19 protein-coding genes are annotated in these 24,185 nt (G+C 33.3%); 5 read left to right on the forward strand and 14 right to left on the reverse strand.

Going from position 1 to position 24,185, the window contains the following annotated elements:
• Positions 1–26: 26 nt before the first annotated feature.
• From Z054_RS0115745 to Z054_RS0115775, 7 genes are all read right to left on the reverse strand, one after another.
• The gene (locus Z054_RS0115745; RefSeq protein ID WP_024771008.1) at positions 27–1,364 is read right to left on the reverse strand and encodes a M28 family peptidase; all 1,338 of its coding nucleotides are present in this window, start codon (positions 1,362–1,364) and stop codon (positions 27–29) included.
• An 83-nt stretch (positions 1,365–1,447) separates the two neighbouring features.
• Positions 1,448–2,977: a nuclear transport factor 2 family protein gene (locus Z054_RS0115750; RefSeq protein WP_024771009.1), complete on the reverse strand. Its 1,530-nt coding sequence runs from the start codon at positions 2,975–2,977 to the stop codon at positions 1,448–1,450.
• A 206-nt stretch (positions 2,978–3,183) separates the two neighbouring features.
• The gene (locus tag Z054_RS0115755) at positions 3,184–4,521 is read right to left on the reverse strand and encodes a DUF4302 domain-containing protein (RefSeq protein WP_024771010.1); all 1,338 of its coding nucleotides are present in this window, start codon (positions 4,519–4,521) and stop codon (positions 3,184–3,186) included.
• A gap of 17 nt (positions 4,522–4,538) precedes the next feature.
• The gene (locus Z054_RS0115760) at positions 4,539–5,474 is read right to left on the reverse strand and encodes a substrate import-associated zinc metallohydrolase lipoprotein (RefSeq protein WP_024771011.1); all 936 of its coding nucleotides are present in this window, start codon (positions 5,472–5,474) and stop codon (positions 4,539–4,541) included.
• A gap of 11 nt (positions 5,475–5,485) precedes the next feature.
• Positions 5,486–6,967 (reverse strand): RagB/SusD family nutrient uptake outer membrane protein, encoded by a 1,482-nt coding sequence (locus Z054_RS0115765; RefSeq protein ID WP_024771012.1) that lies wholly within the window; start codon positions 6,965–6,967, stop codon positions 5,486–5,488.
• Between the two features lie 12 nt (positions 6,968–6,979).
• Positions 6,980–10,534, reverse strand: a complete 3,555-nt coding sequence (locus Z054_RS0115770; protein WP_161635298.1) for a SusC/RagA family TonB-linked outer membrane protein — start codon at positions 10,532–10,534, stop codon at positions 6,980–6,982.
• 270 nt (positions 10,535–10,804) lie between these two features.
• On the reverse strand, positions 10,805–11,974 hold the full coding sequence (locus Z054_RS0115775) for a FecR family protein (protein WP_024771014.1): 1,170 nt from the start codon (positions 11,972–11,974) through the stop codon (positions 10,805–10,807).
• A 160-nt stretch (positions 11,975–12,134) separates the two neighbouring features.
• Between Z054_RS0115775 and Z054_RS0115780 the strand changes: the two genes are divergently transcribed.
• Positions 12,135–12,647, forward strand: a complete 513-nt coding sequence (locus tag Z054_RS0115780) for an RNA polymerase sigma factor (RefSeq protein WP_262482441.1) — start codon at positions 12,135–12,137, stop codon at positions 12,645–12,647.
• Positions 12,648–12,692: 45 nt separating this feature from the next.
• Here the strand turns inward: Z054_RS0115780 and Z054_RS28670 are convergent, their stop codons facing one another.
• From Z054_RS28670 to Z054_RS0115795, 3 genes are all read right to left on the reverse strand, one after another.
• Positions 12,693–13,847 carry an MFS transporter gene (locus Z054_RS28670; protein WP_035092238.1) on the reverse strand — a complete coding sequence of 385 codons (1,155 nt, stop codon included), beginning with the start codon at positions 13,845–13,847 and terminating at the stop codon, positions 12,693–12,695.
• 4 nt (positions 13,848–13,851) lie between these two features.
• Positions 13,852–14,646 carry a sugar-binding protein gene (locus Z054_RS0115790; RefSeq protein WP_024771016.1) on the reverse strand — a complete coding sequence of 265 codons (795 nt, stop codon included), beginning with the start codon at positions 14,644–14,646 and terminating at the stop codon, positions 13,852–13,854.
• A 275-nt stretch (positions 14,647–14,921) separates the two neighbouring features.
• Complete coding sequence (locus Z054_RS0115795) at positions 14,922–15,812, reverse strand: MBL fold metallo-hydrolase (protein ID WP_024771017.1); 891 nt, start codon at positions 15,810–15,812, stop codon at positions 14,922–14,924.
• Positions 15,813–15,990: 178 nt separating this feature from the next.
• On the opposite strand from Z054_RS0115795, the gene Z054_RS0115800 reads away from it, so the two are divergent.
• From Z054_RS0115800 to Z054_RS0115815, 4 genes are all read left to right on the forward strand, one after another.
• Positions 15,991–16,446: an OsmC family protein gene (locus tag Z054_RS0115800; protein WP_024771018.1), complete on the forward strand. Its 456-nt coding sequence runs from the start codon at positions 15,991–15,993 to the stop codon at positions 16,444–16,446.
• 8 nt (positions 16,447–16,454) lie between these two features.
• Positions 16,455–16,847, forward strand: coding sequence for a hypothetical protein (locus Z054_RS0115805; RefSeq protein ID WP_024771019.1), 393 nt, complete (start codon positions 16,455–16,457; stop codon positions 16,845–16,847).
• 11 nt (positions 16,848–16,858) lie between these two features.
• Positions 16,859–17,329 carry a DinB family protein gene (locus Z054_RS0115810; RefSeq protein WP_024771020.1) on the forward strand — a complete coding sequence of 157 codons (471 nt, stop codon included), beginning with the start codon at positions 16,859–16,861 and terminating at the stop codon, positions 17,327–17,329.
• 97 nt (positions 17,330–17,426) lie between these two features.
• A complete protein-coding gene (locus tag Z054_RS0115815; protein ID WP_024771021.1) occupies positions 17,427–18,116 on the forward strand; it encodes an ArsR/SmtB family transcription factor in 690 nt (229 codons plus the stop codon).
• An 84-nt stretch (positions 18,117–18,200) separates the two neighbouring features.
• On the opposite strand, the gene Z054_RS0115820 is transcribed toward Z054_RS0115815, so the two are convergent.
• From Z054_RS0115820 to Z054_RS0115835, 4 genes are all read right to left on the reverse strand, one after another.
• Positions 18,201–20,012 (reverse strand): acyl-CoA dehydrogenase family protein, encoded by a 1,812-nt coding sequence (locus tag Z054_RS0115820; RefSeq protein WP_024771022.1) that lies wholly within the window; start codon positions 20,010–20,012, stop codon positions 18,201–18,203.
• Between the two features lie 78 nt (positions 20,013–20,090).
• Positions 20,091–21,281, reverse strand: a complete 1,191-nt coding sequence (locus Z054_RS0115825; RefSeq protein ID WP_024771023.1) for an acetyl-CoA C-acyltransferase — start codon at positions 21,279–21,281, stop codon at positions 20,091–20,093.
• A 12-nt stretch (positions 21,282–21,293) separates the two neighbouring features.
• Positions 21,294–23,699, reverse strand: coding sequence for a 3-hydroxyacyl-CoA dehydrogenase/enoyl-CoA hydratase family protein (locus tag Z054_RS0115830; RefSeq protein ID WP_024771024.1), 2,406 nt, complete (start codon positions 23,697–23,699; stop codon positions 21,294–21,296).
• A gap of 17 nt (positions 23,700–23,716) precedes the next feature.
• A complete protein-coding gene (locus Z054_RS0115835; protein WP_024771025.1) occupies positions 23,717–24,172 on the reverse strand; it encodes a MarR family winged helix-turn-helix transcriptional regulator in 456 nt (151 codons plus the stop codon).
• Positions 24,173–24,185 lie beyond the last annotated feature (13 nt).

A 24,185-nucleotide genomic window follows, 5' to 3' on the forward strand; every position in this document is an offset into this window, starting at 1 on the left:
ATTATTGACAGATTCTTTTGTGTAATTTATCTAAAAGTTTCTGATGGAAACACAACAGGACTCTCATGTCCATTTTTTCCAACAGTGGCTATTCCGAAGAAGAAATTGTCAATAACAATGCCATCTAAAATGAAGTTGTCTACATTTCCTACAAAACGACTATGATCCCAGGTAGGAGAAGTGGTGTCTCGCCAGTATATTTTATAACCTTTAATATTTGGGTCATTGGCTTTTTGCCATTTAAATTTTACTGAAGGCTCTACAATTCCGCCTATTTTTACTTCAGATGGGGCAGGAGGAGCCCATGCAATACTTGCTAGATTTATAGCATTTACGGCAGTAAGTTTTGCGGCATAATTAAAATTAACATGTTCTACAACATCTCCGTATTTGATCCCATTTTCTTCACGAATATTTTGATGTTGTTGAGTATAGTTTTCATGCGCTTCCATAATTCGAATTCCGGCATAGCCTAAATCATTAAAAGGTCTGTGATGACCACCTCGACCAAAACGATCTAATCGATAAATCATCATAGGGTTCATCTCTGGCATATATGTTTTTACATTTTTATGTACATATCGAGCCAATTGGCGCGAAATCCCGTCGACTTCTCCTCCATAAAAACGTCTACGTCTTACAGTCTTTTCGTTATCAGTAAGATTGGTAGGTTCAGAAAATATTCTAAAAGCTCTATTGTCAATAACTCCATCTACTCCTTTAATGTTTCCGATCATATCATTATTAAGGATTCCGATAATATCCCAGCCTTTGTCTTTAGCGTATTTTGCTAGTCCACCACCACCGAAGAGGCCTTGTTCTTCTCCAGATAATCCAACATAAATAATACTATTTTCAAAAGTATGTTTTGATAATACTCGTGCGGCTTCAATGGTTCCTGCCATTCCACTGGCATTATCATTTGCACCAGGAGCATCGGTAGTAAAATCCATAGTATCACTAGCTCGAGAATCGATATCACCGCTCATAATAATATAGCGGTTAGGGTATTTTGTTCCTTTTTGTATGGCTACTACATTTACCACCCAGGCATCATGAGGAACTCTGGATCCCATATCTTTGGTTACAAAATCTTTTTGATAAAATACATCTAAACAGTTCTTACAATCTGTGGAGATTTTTTCAAACTCTGTTTTGATCCACCTTCGGGCCGCTCCAATACCTCGTGTCTGAGAAATAGTGTCGCTAAATGTATTACGAGTTCCGAAGTTTGCTAATTTTTTGACATCGGTTTCAATTCTATCTGCAGAGACTGCATTAATGATATCATAAATACGTTGATCTGTTTGTGCGATTAAAATGGTAGATAATAGAAGTAGGGTAGCCGTGAAAAATGTTCTCATTTGTGTGAATTTGATCGCCTAATTTAAATAAAAGAGCCAAGTAATGATTGTTTCTTAACAAATTTATAAGATGATGGTATGTATCACTGAATAAAAACAACCTTAGTTATTTTCTCATTATTTACCTCATAAATCGCGACAGCACTATAATATTGTTTATTAATGGTTAGAAACTCTTCATCAATAACTACATTACCCATTACAATTCTATTTTTTATTTTACAATTGAGATCAGGTGTGGTTTTAAAGAAATTGGTATATCCTTCTTTAATTTTCTCATGACCTTCGTATAAAAATTTGTAAGGGAAATTATACACTTTTATACCTTTGGTATAAGTGGCAACAAAAGCATCGATATCTCTAGCATTATAGGCATCGAGTTGTTTATTAATGATATTTTCAGAATTCTTTTCAATATCATTGTCAGGTTGAGGTCTGATAAAAGTTACCTTAGCAATCTTTCCATTTTCTACTTCGTATACAGAGATCACTTTTACAATTCGATCACTATATGTAACATATTCTTCATCAATTACTTTATTACCAAGTACAATACGATGTTTGATTTCACAAAATAAATTGGGTTCAGTTTTAAATTTTTTATCATAATAAGGACGCATGGCTTCTTTGCCTTTGTAACGTACTGTATCTGGATAATCATAAATTAACACATTGTCATTATATGTAGCTAAAAAGGCATCGATATCTTTGGCATTGTAGGCGTCTAATTGTTTTTGAACAATATGCTCGGGAGAAATATCTGATACCACAGCAAGCATGCTTCCTGAAGTATTTGTTGCTATTCTGGAAATATGACCGATTTCTTTATCCATAAAAGTATAAAAGGTGTTCCAGCCAGAATCTGTTTTTGGATTAAACTTAAAAACCGTATTTCCTTTCCCCATCAAGATAGTACCATCTGGTAGCCAGCAGATATCTTCAGACCCAGGTACTGTATGTATGATTTTTTCGGTGATTCCTGTTATAGGATCAATTGATTTAATTTCCCAATCTTTATTTTCTTTACTGATATAGCTAATCAGATTTGTATTAGGTATTTTATGCAACGATCTTCCTATTTTTTTTTGAAACGTATGATTAGTTCCTTTTTTTATATTAGATACTACCAATGACAATGCATTATCTTCAAGTACAGATGAAACGAGCATGTCTTCATTAAACCAGGTATGATATCCAACTTTAAGTCCTTCTAATAAAACTTTAGACTCCCCGGTTTTGTAATCATAACGATAAAGGAGTTGTTTTCCATCTTGATCCAGGCGAATAGAAGAAACTTGATTTTTGTTAGGGATTTTGGTAGGGGAATATTCACTTCCGTTTTTGGTTTCTGTAACCCAATCTATTTTAGCATTTTTACTATTATATACGACTATATCTGTTTGTTTATTACGGGTAGAAGAAAACAAAACCATGGTATCATTAAAAATGGAAGGTTGGTTATCATATCCTTTGTTGTTAGATATATTTCTTTGATTGTTAAGTATGATTGTTTTTTCTTTTTTGATGATATCAAAAAGATATACTTCAGTATCGGTTTGTGAGAAGGTAGGTATTGTAGTGAGTACTACTAAAAGAACAATTATGTACTTCATTGTTTTTATTTTCTAAAATACATTGAAATATTGACGTTATTCTTAAGTAAATGTTAATGTAGAAATGATGTCTATCCTTGGTTTTTAGAAAAAAAGAGAAATGGGTTTAATCAAAAAACCCAGAGCATAAAGCTCCGGGTTTTCGAAAGTTGAGTTAGAAAGGCTATTGAGGGAACAATAGTCAATTGTGTATATTGTTGATAAGATTAGATTCCATACACGGAGAATCTAAAATTTGGGAAATTCACATTCGTAAGTTGAAATGATGGATTAAAGGCAAAAGTACTTTCATCGGTTTCTTGTATGTACCATCCTCCTGTATCGATTAACAAAAGAAGTACACTTACAACATCATCGACAGGATCTGTTGCACCAAGGAATGTAAGAGTAAGTTTTTCTCCTGGGGTTTTTGTAAAATTAAAGGCAGCAATTAGAGGTCCGTTAGGTCCGGAAACTCCTCTAAATTCTATACCATGAACACCAGCGCCGAATTGATTCATTCTGATATCTAAACCAAACGCATTAACACTTTTAAGTAAGTGTAAAAAGTCGGGAGAAGTTTGCTCAAGGAAATTACGAGAAGTATCATCAAAATATAAATATCTAGGAAACCTCGTATCAAAAGTATCTACATCGGTAGAGAATAAGGAAGGAACCGGTGCGGTAGCAACAGGAGCCAGATCATAACCAATAACAGTGTTTAATCCACCATCTGCAGAAACGAAAGTATTGGTAGCTTCATCAAAAGTAAAGCTAGAAATATCCGAGCCATTTACTTGTAAAGCAGTTCCAAAATTAAATCCAATATCAGTACCAGCTATAGGGTAATTAACAGATTCTATATTTCCTGTTGATTGATTAAAAGTTGTAATTATTCCTAATCTTTCAAATTCTGCAAAAGAGAATGTACCTTGAAACAAAGGAGGGTCTGTAGCTCCTGCATTAGGATCAGTAACAATTATATTTCTAAGGAAACGGTTACTATCATGCCCTAAAGCTATCTCTTCATAAGATTCTCTTGCATTTGTAACGCGTTCTTTTTCTCCTTGGGTTGCTTTTTCAAAGACAATTGTAGTGATATCATCTTCATCGGTATCGGTTTTACTTCTAAACTCGATTCGTTCCGTTTCAACTTTTTGAAAAATAAATTCAAATTCTGCTTTTAAACTAAACCCATTGGTTTCAAAAAGATTATGAAAAGTAGAATAGTTCTCGAATACTAATTCTGGAAAATGAGCTTTTCCTACTCTATAAGTAGTTTCAAAATCTTGTGCTCCCAGAGCATGATCAGAAACAATTTCTACAGTATTATCCTCATTAAAATCTAAGAAAATATTATAAAAACCTACACTGTTATTGGGTTGGTAAACAAGTTTCCATCCAAATTCTGCATCTGTAAGTGTTTTTTTGTAGCCTTTTAAAAGAGCATCAACACGGCTATCCACGTTTTGATCAAATAGCGGTTCTACTTCATTATCGGTACTACAGGCCATAAAACCCAGAGTAATCAATAGTAATGTATATATTTTTATGTTTTTTAACATGTCGTTCTAATGTTTAATTAGTTAATACTGTTTAGAAATTCATCTCTCACTGTTAAAAGATCGATTCCTACATCTTCTTTCATATATTTTACTACAGCATCATATTTTTGTTTAATACGAGCTTTTCCTGTATTTATTTCAGCACAGTTAGCCGGAGCTCCCATAGCAGAGCAGTCAATAGGAGTAATATATGTAGCTTCAAAAACAGCGGGATCAGTAGTAACAATACGAGCTATTATTTCTGCAAAATCTTCTCCTACAGCAGAAGTGCCATAAGGAGTTACCATACCTCTTACAATTGCGTTGTTTATTGATGCAGCACTGTTTTCGTCCCCACCTGCAATTAGAGTTGTCCATGTTCCTTGCGATGTATAATCATCACTTGATATTTTGAAAAAAGATTCTACATCAAAATTAAAATTCTGATCTACAATATGTGCAAATTCATGATGTAAGGTTCTAAATGTTTGTATAATCCATGCAGTATTATCAGGAGCAAAATTATTAGCCTGTGTAAGTGTTACTCTTACCCCAGCATCTGCAACCCCAAGTGTGATCGTACCATCACCGTTAAATAGAGGAGAACCTATTAAAACAATTTCTGCGGGGAAATAAGTTTTTAAAAAGCTTTCTCCTTGATCTGATGCTTTGTTATAAGGCTCGATCCAGGCTTGCTTGATTAATTCAGCAATAGGTTGTACTACCTCTCTACGTGGTGGTACAGCAGATTTTGTTGGATCTATATAACGATCTACAAATTTATAGATTACATCACATCCGTATGGATCTCTAAACTCTTTTTTAAGGAATATATCAAGTGGATCGGTTGATTCAGCTTCTCCTTCAAATATAGTTGTTGGTTGTAATGTTTCTTCTCTATCACATCCAGATAGTACTACTAAACCTAGGATGATAAACAATATTTGCTTTATTAATATTTTTGGTGTTTTCATAATCAATATTTTTATCTAGGGTTAGGGGTTAATCCAAATGAAACAGCGTCATCTGGAATTTGCAAAGCTTTTCTTAGATCGTTGGTAGTGAGTTCAAAAGTTCCTCCACCTTCACTTACAGGTAATACATGAGTAACAGGAAGATTAAATCTTTTGATATCAAACCAACGTAACCCGTGATCAATGAATTCTTTCTTTCTCTCATCTAATAATAACTGAGTAATAGCATCAGTTTCACTAGTTGCAGAATAGAATGTAACAAGAGCGGCAAGATCAGTATATTGATTTCCTGCATATCTATTATTAGCAATCAAATTAATATCTGCCAATGCTGCAGCCTGATCACCTAGAAACAAGTTGGCTTCAGCTCTATTTAATATTACTTCTTCTCCTTTTAATTCTTGAGAGATGTGATAAGCAAGCCCTGAATTAGACGAAAGGTTCTCTCTAAAGAAATATTCTCTAAGTCTAGAAAGGTATCTTGAGTCGGTTCCTACATTCCATACCCCTGTAGAGGTTCTTGCATCTGCTACATTAAAAATATTAGCAAATAAATTATTAAGTTCTGCATTATTCAACCTATATCCAATACTACGACGTTGAAATGTGCTAAATTTTTGAATAACCAATACATTACTTTCATCTTCTGGATCACCATATTTATCCGCAATATCATTATAACCAGACCCGGTAAGAGTAGCATAATCTTTCACGAAAATTTCAGGAGCACCTCCTAAGAATAGATCACTGTATTTTTTACAATTGGTATAATCTTTTTTCCATAAGTAGAACCTTGATGCAAAAGCCTGAGCAGCTTTTTTTGTAAAATGATATTTTTTTGTTCCAATGAAAAAGTCATCGTTTATAAGGGCTAATCCTTCTAATAAATCTTTTTCAACAAGATCATAAACTTCAGCCACTGTATTACGTTTGTAACTTGGTAGAAATTCTGTCTCAGGCTCTAATACATAAGGTACTCCTAGGTTAGAAGAAGCACTTTGATCATAGTGCAAACCAAACATGTTAACCAGCATAAAATGATTATATGCTCTGGAAAGGAGAGCTTCTCCTTTTACTGCATTTTTTAAATTTTGTTCTCCTTCAAGATTATCAATTACAGCTAGTACTTCATTAGTTTGTGCAATTGCTTCATATGTTTGATCCCAAAAATATGTTGGAGTATCCTGAAAAATAGCGGTTACATTATCCCAAGTATATATTTGAGTATCTTGTAAACGTATAGTATTTCCTCCCGAAGTTTGTACAACACCTTCAGAATCAGGATTTCCTGTTGGGCCTACTAAATCGGTATATGCATCTGTAAAAGCATAACTAGCTTGTGAGTATGCATCTGCGATAATTTTGGCAGCTTTTTCAACCGTATCTAGCTCTAATCTGTCATCAGGAGCTTCATCTAAATAATTCTCACAACTTGTACCTAAGGTTACAAGAAGTAGCAATAATATATATGATGTTAATTTATAGTTCTTCATAATTAATCTTTTTTAGAATCCAACATTAAGTGAAAGAGAAACAGTTTTAGCTACTGGTAATGCAGCTCCTCCAGAATTAAAGAATTCAGGATCCTGACCGTTTAACGCTTTGTCAGAGTATAGTAAGAATAAATTCTCTCCTTGTATACGAATTCCTGCTGAGGTAAGACCTAGCTTTTTAGCATATGCAGAAGGTACTGTATATCCTAATGCTATAGATCTCATACGAGCATACGTACCGTCTACCACTCTTAAATCACTGTTGTTATATAATTGGTATGCATTGTCACCGGCAAATACAACACCATTATTAACAAAACCATTAAGTTGGCTTATTAAAACACGATTATCTAATATAGCAGGGATGTTGGTTACATTTTCATCTCCTGGAACCGCCCACCTATTAACTAATTCTCCAGGAAGAGAATTGAAATCTGTATATGCAGCATCAAAATTGCTATTTAAACGAATTTTGTAATCAAATTTAAATGAAATGTTTGTAGATAAAGTAAAACCACCATATTTGAAAGTGTTATTAAGTCCACCTGCTCCTCTTGGTTGAGTAGGACCTTCATACTTTAGTATTTTTTCAATATCGTCTCTACTTTGAAGATCTATATTGGTTACTCTATTATTATCAGCATCAAAGAACGTTGGTATACCAAATTCATTTAATCCGGCAAAACGAACCGAGTATAGTGCAGAGATTTCACGACCAGTGAATGGAGCACCCGCTGGTGATATTAGATCTACTAAACGAGGATCAAATTGAAGTTCTTTTACTTCTTCGGTGTTATAACCTACATTAATATTAGTAGACCATTCGAATTTATCTGTTTTTAGATTAACAGTAGATAAAGTAAATTCATATCCCTCTACAGCTAAATCAGCATAATTTCCTCTTTTAAATGCTTGACCACCTACACCACTCGTTTTAATATCTCCAATAAGATCAAACGAATTACGGTTATAGTAACCCAGTTCACCGGCAACTCGGTTATTAAACATAGAGAACTCTAATCCAACACTAAATTCTTTAAGTTTTTCAAAAGTTAAATCAGAATTTTCTAATGAATTAATTCTAATTATACTTTCTTGATCTTGAGGTCGTAATGGTATTTGACCTCTTAAATCAAGAGAAGCACTTGTATTAGAAGGGCCTCTACCTCCTGATAAACCATAAGTAGCTTTTAATTTTAAAAGATTTACCCAATCAGCTTTGAAGAAATCTTCTCTATCAATGTTCCATGCCCCACTAATATTATAGTTTGTAAGATATCTTGCTTTAGGACTTGACCCTTGTAGGTTGGACCCATCATATCTTAAAGTACCGTTAATAGTGTACTTGTTTTTTAAAGTGTACCCTGCATTAAAGAAAAAACCAGTAAAACGATCTCTAAAATTTTCAATATCAAAATATTGATCGTTATTATCGATTAATTGATCAATAGCATCTGGATTAGTATTAATCAAATATCCGTTTTGATAAGAGATACCGATACCATTATATTCTCTACGTTGTCTTGTAGAAGATTTTATTTCTTGACCCAAAAGGAATGTAAATTGATGATTATCCCCTATGTATGGATTCCATGAAATAGAATTTCTCCAATATACATAGTCTAAAATATCTTCATTAAAGACATTTATACCACCTTCTGGTAATATAGAGAAAGGAGGTCTGGTTAAATTATCTCTATCTTGATATAAGAAAGGATTTACATTTGCCAAAACGCCTTCATCTGCTCTAAATGCTTCTGCCTGATTAGATTTGTCACCAATAATATGCTCTCTTTGAGTAATCGCTTTACGATAGTTAAAAGTAGAAGTAGCAGTTAAGTTATTAGTGATTTTATAATTTAAATCTGTTTGAAAAGTAATATCAGTTACGTCAATATCAACATAATTATTGTCTAATTCATGAATGATATTAAAAGGTGCATAGTTTTTTCTAAAGAATTCTAAATTACCATTTTCATCGTATGGTGTAACACTTCTACTATTGGTTAAAGAAAAGCTATAAGGGTTGATCTCAAACTCACGTTCAAATTCACCTGTTAATGGGTTTAGTGATCTATCATTGGTTCCTGGAGCTTTCTGTTTTCTAAAACTCCCTGTTAATGAGGTGTTTATAGAGAATTTTTCAGAAAGATTAAACTTGGTGTTTAACTTTGTAGTATATCGTTGTGCATTATCTCCAATCGTTTGTCCCTGATCATTAAGGTAACTAGCTGAGAAATAGTAAATAGCATCATCACTACCACCAGATATACTTAAAGAATGATTTTGTTGTAATGATAAATCATTAAAAAGGGTTTCAAACCAATCTGTATTGGCTACTTGATAACGTCTGAAAAAACTATCTGATAATTGTCCGTTAGCTCCTATTTCTACATTATTCGTTCTTCTTTCGTTATAATATTGCCCTAAAACACCATAAGATTCGGCAAGTTGTGCTGTTGTAAGATCGATTAATCCTTTTTCTACCAATTCGGCATATACAGATAATTCTTGTTGAGAATTTAATACATTAAAGTTTGTATATCGAGGTCTCAATCTATAAGCAAAATTATTACTGTAGCTTACTCTTAATCCACCTCTTTTACCTTTTTTGGTTGTGATTACAATTACACCATTCTTTGCACGTGCTCCATATAAAGCTGTTGCAGACGCATCTTTTAGAATAGAGAAACTTTGAATATCATCTGGGTTTAATCCAGCGATAGAGGAACCAATTAATGAATTGATATCTCCAGAAGCTAAATCTTCCTGATTTAATTCTACATTATCTTCCAAAATTACACCATCAACCACCCAAATTGGGTTATTGTTACCATTAAGGGATGTATTACCTCTAATTCTAATTCTTGGTGATGCACCAAATGAACCAGAAACATTATCTACAACTACCCCAGCATCTCTACCTTCTAGAAGTCTTGATGCATCAGAAACTCCATCAATTTTAATATCTTCCAGGTTAAGCTTTGTAGCAACCCCGGCAAAAAGACGGCGATCTACTTTTTTATAACCATCTGTTATTATGACTTCGTCTAGTGACTCTACAGATTCTTTTAATACAAATTGAAATTTTGTTTTATTCTTATCTGTGATCGTAATAGTTTGAGTTTCGTAACCTAAGTTTTCGATCTTAATTACATCTGATACCGAAACTCGCATTGTAAAATTTCCATCAAAGTCTGTAACTACTCCTTGGGTAGTTCCTTGTATAGATACAGTAGACCCGGGAATGGGAAGACCATTTTTGTCAACAACCTGTCCATTAATTTCAAAACCTTTCTGTGGTTTTACCAGCGCAGATTGTCGTTTTTTGATTGTTGGAATATTAGAACTAACCACTTTTTTTACCAATACAATTTGCTTATCTACTATTTTATAAGAGACATTGGTGTTCTTAAATATTCTATCTAAAATATATTCTACTCTTTTGTTAGAAACTTTAAAAGATACCTTTCTTTTGGTATTCACCTCAGCATCCTTAAAAAACACTTTAAATTCTGTTTTTTGTTGTATTAAATCAAATACTCTCTCAATTGTAAAGTTTTTCACATCAAGTGAAATCTTCGTGTTTTGAGAATAAGTATTTGCGTTTATTCTAAATAGAGACAATATAATTAATAGTATTGTTAGCCTCATTTTCAAATTAAATATTAATTTTGCCACACCATTTGTGTGGTTTTGTCTAATTATTTTCATATTTTTAATATGATTTAATGATTGAACCATTGTTAAATTACGCTTACTCTAAATCGGGAGATGTTGCAGCATTTCTCGATTTTTTTTGTTTATTAGTCATTTTGGAAACATACTTTTTTTGTTTTAGGGATTAATAATTATTTCATTTTCTTTGATGGTAAAATTAAAGAAGGTATTGCTTTTAAAGGTTTTTAATACGTCTTCTATATTTTCTACATCAAACTGACCTGTGAATTTTTCTTTCTTTATTTTTGGGTAATTTATTGTTATTTTCTTGTCATAAGATCTCTCCAGTTTCTTAATTATATTCTCAAAACTTTCATTCTTAAACAATAATATTCCATCAACCCAAGCAGTATAATTTTCTGTTTTTACTGTAGAAATATTTAAATTCTGACCTGATTTTAAAAGACTAGCCTTCTGATTTGGCTTAAGTATTTGATCGGTATCTTTATTAAATCGGTCTTTATTTTTAAATACACCTACACTACCTTCTACCAGAACAACCTCAGAAAATGGATCATCAGTGTAAGAAGAGACATTAAACTTTGTCCCTAAAACTTCAGTTTTAATACCATTGGTAGATACAATGAATGGAGCTTCTTCATTTCGGGCAACTTCAAAATAGGCTTCACCAGATAATTCTACTTCACGAACTTGTCCGGCAATAAAACGCACGGGAAATTTTAATGTAGAACCTGCATTAACATGAACTATTGTACCATCAGATAGTTCTAATTGAAATTTTCTTCCATAAGGTACTTTTAATGTGTTGATACTTGGTTTTACCTCAGCAATGTTGTTTTTTTCGTTTTGGTATACTATTTTACCTTTTTCCTGAACTCCTACTACAGTACCATCGTTATTTTTAATTTCTTTAAATAACTCATTCTCCTGTATAGTTTCAAGACTGCCATCGCTTAGTTGTAATGTTACTTCATTTGAAGTAGAACCGGTGCCAAAAAAAGTGTTGTTGTAGTATAAAGTAGCACTAATTATAAGCCCTACAAAAACTGCAGCATATTTTAAATAATTATTGATTCTATTTTTGCGGGTTTTAGTACGAGATTTTGTACTTTGTATTTGTTTTTGGAATAATGATGATGCTTTTTGATTATCAAAATCGTTTTTACCTAATTGGATGTAATGATCAGTGATAATGTATTTTTTAAATTCATTTAAATTTTCTTCATCATTCAATAGTTTTTTGAACTCGGTGAGTTCTCGTTCGGACATCTCATTATTTAGGTATTTTAGTATTTGATTTATATCCAAATCTTTGTTTTTTTTCATGCGAATTATTGGCTTATTTATAGTTAAGACTTGAAAAAAATAAAAAACCCTTACTTCTGAAACTATTTTTTTTATTATTTATGTAAAGTTTTTGTTAATTGTTTTAGGATAGGGTTTAAAAATGAGTTAAAAAAAGAGTGCTATAAAGAACGAGACCCAAATAGAGGAACTTAAGAGAGGTAATGAATTTGTATACAGGCATTTATATGAGATGTACTATAACGAATTATGCGCCTATATCTATAGTTTATCGAGGGATAAACAGCAGGCAGAAGACATCGTTCAGAACGTAATGCTTAAAATTTGGAAGAATAAAAAAAAATTAAATATTACTACTTCTATCAAAAGTTACCTATATAAAGCATGTTATTATGAATTAATAGATACCTATAATAAAAATAAAAAAGAGTTAAGTTATATAGAACAAATACAAAAAAATACTCTTAATGTTTTTGTAGAAGAAGATAACGATTTTATCAAAAGAAAAATACACCTTGTTCAGGCAGAAATTGAAAAACTTCCTCCAAAATGTAAAGAGGTATTTATATTAAATAAAATTCAGGGATTTAAATATAAAGAAGTGGCAGAACAACTTGATATTTCTATAAAAACTGTTGAAGCACAAATGTCAAAGGCTATGTCAAGAATTAAAGAAGCTCTAGAGACTGTTTAATAGAATATTTCTTTTCAAAAATGATATTTCAAACTATTTAATTACTTATTTCCTTAATGTATATATCCCTAAAATAGGCCCTATACTTAAAAACACGTATAACATAGTATTATCTAATTTTCCTGTTAAAAAAGATAATAACTGAATACTAATTATAGTAATAGCAAATCCAATACAATTAATAATTGTAAGAGCAGTACCTCTTAGTTCTGGGGGTACAGCAGCAGCTACCATTGTAGAAAATTGAGGAGAATCTGAAATTACCAACATTCCCCAAATACTTAAAGCAATTAAAAATAATTCTGGCGGTAATAGGAAAAGCAGGGGAGAAGCAAGACAAAATATTCCAGAAATTAATAGTGAATTATATGCTACTTTTCTACTTCCGGTTTTTAGCGAAATCAAACCACCCAGAATGCAGGAAATAAAACCAACACCTATGATGATAAAAGACCAAAAAGACACCTGAAGTTGTATCGATTGTAAGCGAGAATAGGTTTTAAGAATAATAGGAACAAATCCCCAAAACGCATATAGTTCCCACATATGTCCAAAATATCCAAAAGCTGCTTTTCTAAAACTAGGGATACTAAAAAGTTGTGTAACGATCCCAAGTTGAAGCTTAGAAACTAGTTTTCTGTATGGACCATCAGGAACCAAAAACCACATTGCTGATCCTCCAACAAATGCTAAGATAGATGTGCTAATAATTACAGCTTTATAATCGCTACTCCAGGAAAACTGATTAATTAGGTGAGGAAAAGCTGTTCCTAGTACCAAAGCACCTACAAGATACCCAAGTGCCTTACCGAGTCCGTCTTTATAATAATCAGAGGCTATTTTCATGCCAATAGGATATATACCAGCAAGGAAAAATCCAGTGCCAAATCTTGCCGTAAGTAAATTAAATACCGTGATATCAGGAATAAGTAATGACAAATTACTAAGCCCTCCCAAAAAAGCACAAATCATAAATATTCGAGATGGAGAAAACCGATCGGCTAATGTTAATAGAGCAAATGTTAGTGTTCCTACAATAAACCCAAATTGCACAAAAGATAAAAGATAGCCTAAAATATTAAAATCAGCATTAAACTGAGAGGCGAGATCATCAATAACAGCATTGCCAGCAAACCATAACGAAGTACAAAAAAACTGCGAAATGATAATCACCGGGAGTATGTAGAATTTTGATTTCAATACATTATTCTTCTAAAATGATTGTGCCAAAAATATCGGCATTAATCCACCCCAGATTTTTTTCTTCTCCTGGGATAAAAACAGAACCAATAAAATTTTCTCTTTCCTTACTACCATCATTATCATTATAAGCAATAGCAAAACCTAATTTCTGATCCTTTTTTAAAATCATTGGGTCATTAACTTTTCCTTCTGTATAAGTATTGTCATATACAATGATCTCAAACTCCCATACCGATACATCGCCATTAGTAATTCGTTTAGAGCTAACATGACTATTATATAGTAATGGTTTTTTTTGTTCATCCAGATCAACAACATTTCCGTCTAATGCTACATGATATGCGAATGCATTATTAGAATATTGATGATCACCACCAGAGTTATCCGCATCAATAAAAATCTCCACACAGTCATCATCCCACCATAAACTTAGAGGGTCTTTATTTTGATCATATAAAACATCATCTTTGATTTCGACTAATACATATAGAGCTTCTGGGGTCCAAACCACTTTATACCTTCCAAAAAAATCATTAAAGGTATAAGGTGCTCCCAGCCACCTTTGATCAAAACCATACCAAATAGCTTCTTTCCAAATAGGATCATTCATCTTGCCATCTAGCTTAGGAACAATTACTGCTTTTTTTACTTTTCTGATTTGATGATCAACTTTAACTTTCTGTTTTAGTAAATCTTTTTGATCTACGATTGCCAATTCATCTTTAGTCGAGTTGGGAAGGTTTTTTTTACAGCTTAGTATAAATAATAAAATGAATAATAAAAGTATTCTTTTCATAATGACATTTAGTGACATAATCATGATAAATGTAGTGAACAAAATTTAAAAATTAGTTGTAGCATATAAATAAGTAATAATCATTTGTATTTCTAACAGTAGATTACTGGATAACCGGAAATAGATATTTTATGTTCACATGATATTAAAAAGTGTATTAAATTGAGTTTTGATACTAATAATAAAAGGAACTCTTGGTTATTAATGTTTTGGAAGAAAAAATTTGGAATATCCTGTATGAATAACCATAGATTTTTTTGTCTATGTAAAGCTTACTATAACTGAAAAATAATTATTTCCATCCCACTATAATTATAACGTATTGCATTATATCCCCATAAAGTGGTAGCCGAAGATTGACAATTGTTACTTTCGATACATATTAAGAAGTCCTTAAGAGTTTGTAGTTTGTTAAAAGTAATTTTAGGAGCACCATAAAGAGTGTAATCAGAATCTAAAATATAAATGAGATGATCAATACTTTCTCTATATACACCAAGGTCATTGTTGTTAAATAAAAATAAAGCACCATTATATAAATAATCTCCTAAAAAGGCAATTTTATTGGTCTTGTCAATAATTGCTGTAGATTCTATAGTATGGCCAGGAATATTAACTAATTGTATAATTCTGTTACCTAGGTCTATATCTTTATTAACAGGGAGCCATTCGTTTATTTGTATTTGAGATGGATGTTCTCCTATAAACAGATCTCCGGTAGTAAAAGAAAATATATTATCCCCTGTGATACGTTCTTTTAAAAATGGCAAATCCGGAAAGACAATGTTTTCAAATTCTGATATATTTTGATTGTGGTCAAAATGAAAATGAGAGAGTAAAAGAGAAACCGGCAAATTGGTTAACTGATCTGTGATATGCTTAATTTTAGATCCATTTTCTGGTTCATTTTCACCAGAAGCGGTATCATACATTATAGCTTTATTGTCTCCGATTAATAAATAACTCACATTGGCCTGAGAACTTTTAGGCTCTTTAATGATATAAGTTTTATTTTTTAAATAGTCTACATCATACCAATTTGATGTTATTGTAACTCCTTCATTTTCGGTATCTGTGATGGGGTTTTCTGCAGCGTTGTCATTATTGTTACAAGCAACTAATACTATGTAAAAGATGATCGTTGTAATCCGTGTTGTTGTTTTCATGTTTTAATCATATTAGTAGTATGCTTTGCTAAAGATACAATAAGAAAATATTTTCTTTTAAAACAGACGATATACATGTCTTTTGAGTAACATGTTAGAATTTCATACTTCATTCTAGAATGAAATAAAAAAAATAAAGCTGTTTTACTTTTGTGGAATACAAAAAGGAACAAGTAAAATGAAACATTCGGCGAGGGTATTTTGGAAGAAAAATCAACATGAAGCATTTATGGATGGAAAATATAGCAGGGCACATGCCTGGTATTTTGATGGGGGAGCAGAAATTTTGGCTTCTTCTTCTCCAGAGGTAGTCCCCACTCCAATGTCTAATGCATCCGCGGTAGATCCTGAAGAAGCGTTTTTAGCATCTGTTTCGAGTTGTCATATGTTGTTTTTTCTTTCTATCGCTTCAAAGAAAAAATATGTTGTAGAGAGTTATGAGGATCATCCTGTAGGGGAACTAAACGAAATAAAAGGAAAAAAAGCAATTACTACGATTGCATTATGCCCTAAGGTAATTTTTAAAGGAAACCAGCCTTCAATAAAAAATATAGAGCAGATGCATAATCTAGCACATTCTAATTGCTTTATCGCGAACTCTATTATAGCAAATATTCAAATTAAAATAATATAAAATCAAGTATGAGAAATTTGACAATTAGATTAGATAATAAACCAGGAGCTTTAGCAGAAATGGGAGAAATTTTGGGAAACGTAGGAGTAAGCCTTGAAGGGGGAGGTGTTTTTGTACATAACAATATTGGAATGGCTAATTTTTTGGTAGCCGATGCCGAAAAAGGAAAGAAAGCATTAGAATCTTATGGGGTTGAAGTGTTTGCGATCAATAAAGTACTTATTCAAAAATTAAATCAGGAAGTACCCGGACAGTTAGGTAAAATTTGCCGTTTAATGGAAAAAAATAATATAAACATAATAACACAATATAGTGATCATGATAATCAGTTAATATTAGTTGTAGATGATTATGAAAAAGGCAAAGTTATTTCAGAGAATTGGAGTAGAGGAATATATTAAAAAGATGCATGATGAATTCGATAGAAATTATTTTATTAAACTGTACAGAGACAAGGAGACGAAGTATTAAACTTTGGAAAGGAATACCAGAAGAATATTTTGATTGGAAACCAGATAAAAATGCGTTCTCAATTATCGAAATGATTAGACATGTATTAGAAACCGAGCATTTATTTCATAAGATAATTGACAATAGAGGAAACCTGGGAGATTACCATTCACCATGGCAAGGAATGAAGTATGTGGATCTGGAGTTTGAGCTTGAAATAGCAATGAGCTATAGAAAGAATTTTCTTGATATGATAGAAGGGTTAACAGAGACAGATCTTGAAAACATAAGGATAGAAAGAACAGAAGTAGGACAGAGCAAAAAACTTGGTGATTATCTAAATAGAATTGTGTTTCATGAAGCAGTGCATATGGGACAAATGCTCGATTATTTAAGAACACTTGAAGTAAAAAGACCTAAAATATGGGATTGAAAATGATCATATCGGTTATATTATAGTAAATTCATGGCGCAAATGGTATTACATTAGTTTTGTGTATTGAAATCGGATAATATTGTGATAATAGTTAATGGAAGAGTTTGAAAATAAATTTGCTCAGATCGCCTCTTTATTAGGAGATAAATCTCGATCTGTAATGCTATGGTGTTTGTTAGATGGTAGAGCATATACAGCTCTTGAGCTGTCGATATGTGCAAATATTTCTGCGCAATCAGCAAGTAATCATTTAAAAAAATTAATTCAGGCTAATATATTACTGGTAGAAAAACAAGGAAGACATCGGTATTATAGGTATGCTACCTCTGAAGTCGCTCAAGTTATTGAATCTATGGCAGGATTAGTATCCATTACCGATGAATATACTAGGATTAAACAACCAGAACTTAATGGTATAACATATGCCAGAACTTGTTATGATCATTTAGCAGGGAAAATTGGTGTAAAAATCACAGATGCCTTGCTTGATAAAGGCATGGTAGAAATTGTAGAACGAACTTATAAAGTTACGTCTGCAGGAGAGAGTTGGTTTCAAAATGTTGGTATTGATATCGATGATATAATGCTGCAGAAACGATCTTTTGCTCACCCGTGTTTGGATTGGAGTGAGCGTAGACATCATTTGGCAGGTGCACTTGGTGCTTCTTTTCTTACTATGATGTTACAAAATGATTGGATACGAAGGAAGAAAGATTCAAGAGAGGTTTTGGTAACAGGGAAAGGAAAATTAGAATTGAAAACAAGGTTAAATTTGGAAATATAAAAACCGCCTTCTAATTATTTAAAAGGCGGTTTCTTATGATAAATTAAACACATCACAATGTTTTGTGTTCTTTTATTCTATTGATTAACCAATAAAATACCCGTTTTCTTTGGCGATTTTATCAGCAATTTTAGTTCTTAAAGCAACTACATTAGGCTGATTAGCATATTTAGTAAAACGCTTAAGTCCCATTAACATCATTCGTTGTTCATCTCCTTCTGCAAAAGAAACTATTCCTTCTTTTCCTTTTCTAATAATAATATCTACGGCATTGTATAAATATAATTGAGACATTGCTATTTGAGTTTCCTGAGCATCTTCACCAAAACGTTTTGCATTTTTCTCGGTACGTAAGATTGCAGATTCTGCCATGTAAATTTCAATTAAAATATCTGAAGCAGCTAGTAATAATTGTTGATGATCCTCAAGTTGTGGCCCAAATTTTTGTACCGCAGCTCCTGCAACCATCAAAAATACTTTCTTAAGCTTAGCAATGATTTCTTTTTCTTCAGAAAACAATATTGAATAATCCGGAGTATCAAAAGATGGAATACCTGTAAGTTCATCTGCAACTTTCATTGCAGGGCCAAGAAGATCTACATGACCTTTCATTGCTTTCTTTACTAACATTCCTACGGCAAGCATTCGATTAATCTCATTGGTACCTTCGTAGATTCTAGAAATACGAGCATCTCTCCATGCAGATTCCATTGGTGTATCTGCAGAGAATCCCATACCTCCAAAAATCTGTACACCTTCATCTGTACAACTTTGTACATCTTCAGAAACGGCAACTTTAAGAATAGAGCACTCAATTGCGTATTCTTCAACACCCTTAAGTTCTGCTTCCTGATGTGTGTTCCCTTCCGCTTGACGGATAGCAATTCTATCTTCGATATTTTTTGCAGCTCTGTAACTAGCAGATTCATCGGCATATGTATTGGTAGCCATTTCTGCAATTTTAGCTTTAATAGCACCAAAGTTCATAATAGGTGTTTTGAACTGGATACGTTCATTAGCATATTTAGTAGCTTCACCAATCACACGACGTTGTGCATCAAGACAGGCAGCAGCAAGTTTAATACGCCCTACATTTAATGCATTCATTGCAATTTTAAACCCATTACCTCTTTCTGATAACATGTTTTCTACCGGTACTTTGGTATCGCTAAAGAATACCTGGCGAGTAGAAGATGAATGAATACCTAACTTCTTTTCTTCATCACCTAGAGAAATCCCATTGGATGGATCGTTTTCTACAATAAATCCTGTAATATTTTTATCATCTTCAATACGGGCAAAAACAATAAATAAACTACAGAAACCGGCATTAGATATCCACATTTTCTGACCAGAAATCGAGTAATGTGTTCCATCTTCAGAAAGTACGGCTTTTGTTTTACCAGAATTGGCATCTGACCCTGCACCTGGTTCTGTTAAGCAGTATGCTCCAAACCACTCACCAGTAGCAAGCTTAGGGACATATTTTTTCTTTTGCTCTTCATTACCATACAAGGTGATTGGCATGGTGCCAATACCAGTATGAGCTCCAAAAGCAGTACTAAATGATCCAGTAGCTCCAGAGATATAATCACAAACTAACATTGTAGATACGAATCCCATTCCTAAACCATCATATGCTTCTGGTACAGAAACTCCTAAAAGTCCAAGTTCACCAGCTTTACGCATACACTCTTCTGTATATGCATAGTCTTTACTTTCGAATCGCTCCCAATGAGCCCATAGCTCACGATCTACAAATTCTCTAGCGCTATCACGCATCATTCTTTGCTCCTCAGAAAAATCTTCTGGAGTAAATACATCTTCACATTTAGTTTCTTTAACAAGGAATTGTCCTCCTCTAAGAATATCTTTATTTATAGTTTTATCACTCATTTTTTTAGTAAGGTTTTAGTCGTTAGTATTGAGGCTGATTAAAATGTAATTTTTAACACTTAGATCTCAATTCTAATTTTAATTTAAAAATTCGTAAATACCAGCAGCACCTTGTCCTGTACCTACACACATGGTTACCATTCCGTATTTACCTTTCATATCACGTTTACGCATCTCGTCAAATAATTGAACCGAAAGTTTTGCTCCTGTACATCCTAGTGGGTGTCCTAATGCAATTGCGCCTCCATTAACATTTACGATATCCTGATTGAGACCTAATTCTCTCATTACTGCAAGAGATTGAGAAGCAAAAGCTTCATTAAGTTCTATAAGTTCTATATCGTCTTGTTTTAATCCGGCTTGTTTTAAAGCTTTTGGAATAGCTTTTACTGGCCCAATACCCATGATTCTTGGTTCTACACCTGCAGCAGCATAATTAACAAGTCTTGCAATAGGCTCAAGATTTAGTTCTTTAACCATCTCTTCGCTCATTACCATCACAAAAGCGGCGCCATCACTCATTTGCGAAGAATTACCAGCAGTTACACTTCCTCCAGCTTCGAATACCGGTCTAAGTTTACCTAGTACTTCTTTACTGGTTCCGGCACGAGGCCCTTCATCCTTAGATACAGTATATGATTTTGTGGCCTTTTTTCCATTTTCATCAACATAAATTTGTTCGACATTAATAGGAACAATTTGATCCTGAAAACGCTTTTCTGCTTGCGCTTTTAAGGCTTTCACATGAGAGTTGTAGGCAAATTCATCTTGATCTTCTCGAGATACTTTGAATTGGTGAGCAACTGCCTCTGCAGTATTTCCCATTCCCCAATAATAATCTTCATGCCCTGATTTGGCTAAATCATAATTAAGTTCTGTTTTATAACCTGTCATGGGAACTGAACTCATGCTTTCTGCTCCACCGGCAATAATACAATCTGCCATTCCAGATTGTATTTTGGCTGTTGCAATACCAATGGTTTCTATTCCTGATGAACAAAATCTATTTACTGTTACTCCGGGAACATCAACAGAATTTAACCCCATTAATGAGATTAAACGTGCCATATTTAATCCTTGAGACCCTTCGGGCATGGCATTACCAACAATTACGTCGTCGATACGTGCTTTGTCAAGGTTAGGAAGCTCTTTCATCATATGTGCTATGGTTTCGGCTGCCAATTCATCTGTTCTTTTAAACCTGAACACCCCGCGAGGAGCTTTTCCTACGGCTGTTCTATATGCTTTTACTATATATGCTGTTTTCATTATTTTCTTTTTCTAGTTTCTTAGAGGTTTTCCTTTCTTAAGCATATGCTCGATACGTTCAAGAGTTTTACGTTCTGTACAAAGTGACAAGAAAGCTTCACGTTCCAGATCCAATAAGTATTGTTCTGTAACCAATGTTGGTTCAGATAAATCTCCACCAGCCATTACATATCCTAGCTTATTAGCTATTTTATGATCATGCTCAGAAATATATTTACTAGCTTCCATAGAGTCGGTTCCAACCAAGAACATACCTAATGCTTGTTTACCTAGTACCTTAATATCTTTTCGAAGAGGTGGTTGTGTGTATCCTTGTTCTGCCATCAATTTAGCATGTGCTTTTGCTGTAGCGATTTGGCGATCTTTATTTACAACAACGATATCTTTTCCTTTTTGAAGTATATTAGTATCATACGCTTCATAAGCAGAAGTTGATACTTTGGCCATACCTATAGTTAGGAAATGTTCTTGTAGCACATTAAGTTCTACATCATTTTTCTTAAAAGTATCAGAAGCTCTTAGTGCCATTTCTTTGGATCCACCACCACCGGGGATAACACCAACACCAAATTCTACAAGTCCTATATATGTTTCTGCAGCAGCAATTACTTTATCGGCATGCATAGAAAGTTCACATCCACCACCAAGTGCCATACCATGAGGAGCAGCAATTGTTGGGATTGCAGAATAACGCATACGCATCATAGAATCCTGGAAATATTTAATTGCCATATTAAGCTCGTCATATTCTTGCTCAACAGCCATCATAAATATCATTCCGATATTTGCACCTACAGAGAAGTTTGCTGCTTGATTACCAACAACCAATCCCTGAAAATCTTTTTCAGCAATATCGATAGCTTTGTTTAATCCGGCTAGAACATCACCACCAATGGTGTTCATCTTACTCTGGAACTCTACATTTAGAATTCCATCACCAAGATCTTCTACTACGACTCCGCTATTTTTAAATACTTCTGAAGATTTACGGATATTATCCAGAATGATAAATGCATCTTGTCCTGGTACTTTTACTTGTTCTTTTTTAGGAATATCGTAGAAAAATGTAGCTCCGTTATTTACAGTATAAAAAGAAGTACTTCCTGAGGCGATCATATCATTTATCCAATCAGCAGGTTCATACCCTTCTGCACGCATCATTTCGATTCCTTTTTCTACTCCAATAGCATCCCAGATCTGAAAAGGACCATGTTCCCATCCAAAACCGGCTTTCATTGCATCATCGATTTTATATAAATCGTCTGTAATTTCAGGAATACGATTGGAAACATATGCGAATAACGCGGATAAATTTTTACGATAAAATTCTCCTGCTTTATCTTTTCCAGATACTAATACTTTAAAACGATCAACTACTTTATCTATAGTTTTTGTCATTTCAAGAGTGGCAAAAGAGGCTCTTTTCTTAGCTCTGTATTCTAAAGTTTCTAAATCTAAAGACAGGATTTCTCTTTTTCCATCTGCACCAACATTCTTTTTATAGAATCCTTGTCCGGTTTTACTTCCCAACCATTTATTATCCATCATAGTACCGATGAAATCCGGAAGTTTAAATAATTCGTGACGTTCGTCATCCTGACAATTGTCGGCAATACCATTAGCTACATGAACCAAAGTATCTAAACCAACGACATCGACTGTACGAAAAGTTGCAGATTTTGGACGGCCAATTACAGGACCAGTAAGTTTATCTACTTCTTCTATGGTTAATCCCATTTCTTTTACCATGTGGAATAAACTCATGATACTAAAGATCCCGATTCTATTACCAATAAATGCGGGGGTGTCTTTTGCTATTACAGAAGTTTTTCCTAAATATTGTTCTCCATATCCGTTAAGGAAATCCAAAACTTCCTGAGATGTATTTGGGCCAGGAATAATTTCGAATAATTTAAGATAACGGGCAGGGTTAAAGAAATGTGTTCCACAGAAATGCTTCTGAAAATCTTCACTTCTTCCTTCATTCATAAAATGAATAGGAATACCAGAAGTATTAGAAGTAATTAATGTACCTGGTGTTCTGTGTTTTTCAAGATTTTCAAAAACTATTTTTTTAATATCTAATCTTTCTACAACAACTTCTATAATCCAATCTACATCTGCAACTTTTGCGATATCATCTTCCAGGTTTCCTGTAGTGATACGATTTGCAAATTTTTGATGGTATATAGGAGAAGGTTTAGATTTAAGAGCAGCGGTAAGTGAATCATTTACTAATCGATTACGGACCACTTTGTTTTCAAGAGTAAGGCCTTTCGCTTTTTCTTTATCGTTAAGTTCTCGAGGGACTATATCTAATAATAGTACTTCGACACCAATATTAGCGAAATGACATGCAATACCGGATCCCATGATTCCTGAGCCGATAACTGCAACTTTTTTAATGATTCTTTTCATTTTTTAACTTCGAGTTGTTAAGGTTTTACAGATTCTTGTTTTGAGTAAATTTTTTTAGATGATATCAGATCATTTATGGTTTGAAACACCTCTAAGAAAATGTCTAACTTTTCTTGTGGGACATGTTTTCTTACCATGGTATCAAAAGTAAAAACGACTTCTTTCGAGAAATTTCTCATTTCTACGCCAAATGGAGTAAGGTAGATCAATACACCACGTCCATCCTGAGGATTTTTCTTTCTGAAAATCAATCCTTTTTCTTCCATGGTTTTCAAAGTGCGTGATAAACTTGTAGCTTCCATTCCCATTTTGGGACCTAGTGAAGTAGAAGGTGTACCGCTTTCTGGGTCTATGCTTAGTAATGCAAATCCAGTAGCCATCGTACTTCCTTTTTTGCTGGCTTCTTCATTATACATCTTAGCAACCGCCATCCAGGTGGCTCTAAGTGCATAATCGATTGTCTTTTCTCTCATTCAAAAAAATTGT

This window comes from Aquimarina macrocephali JAMB N27, assembly GCF_000520995.1.
GTDB lineage: Bacteria > Bacteroidota > Bacteroidia > Flavobacteriales > Flavobacteriaceae > Aquimarina > Aquimarina macrocephali.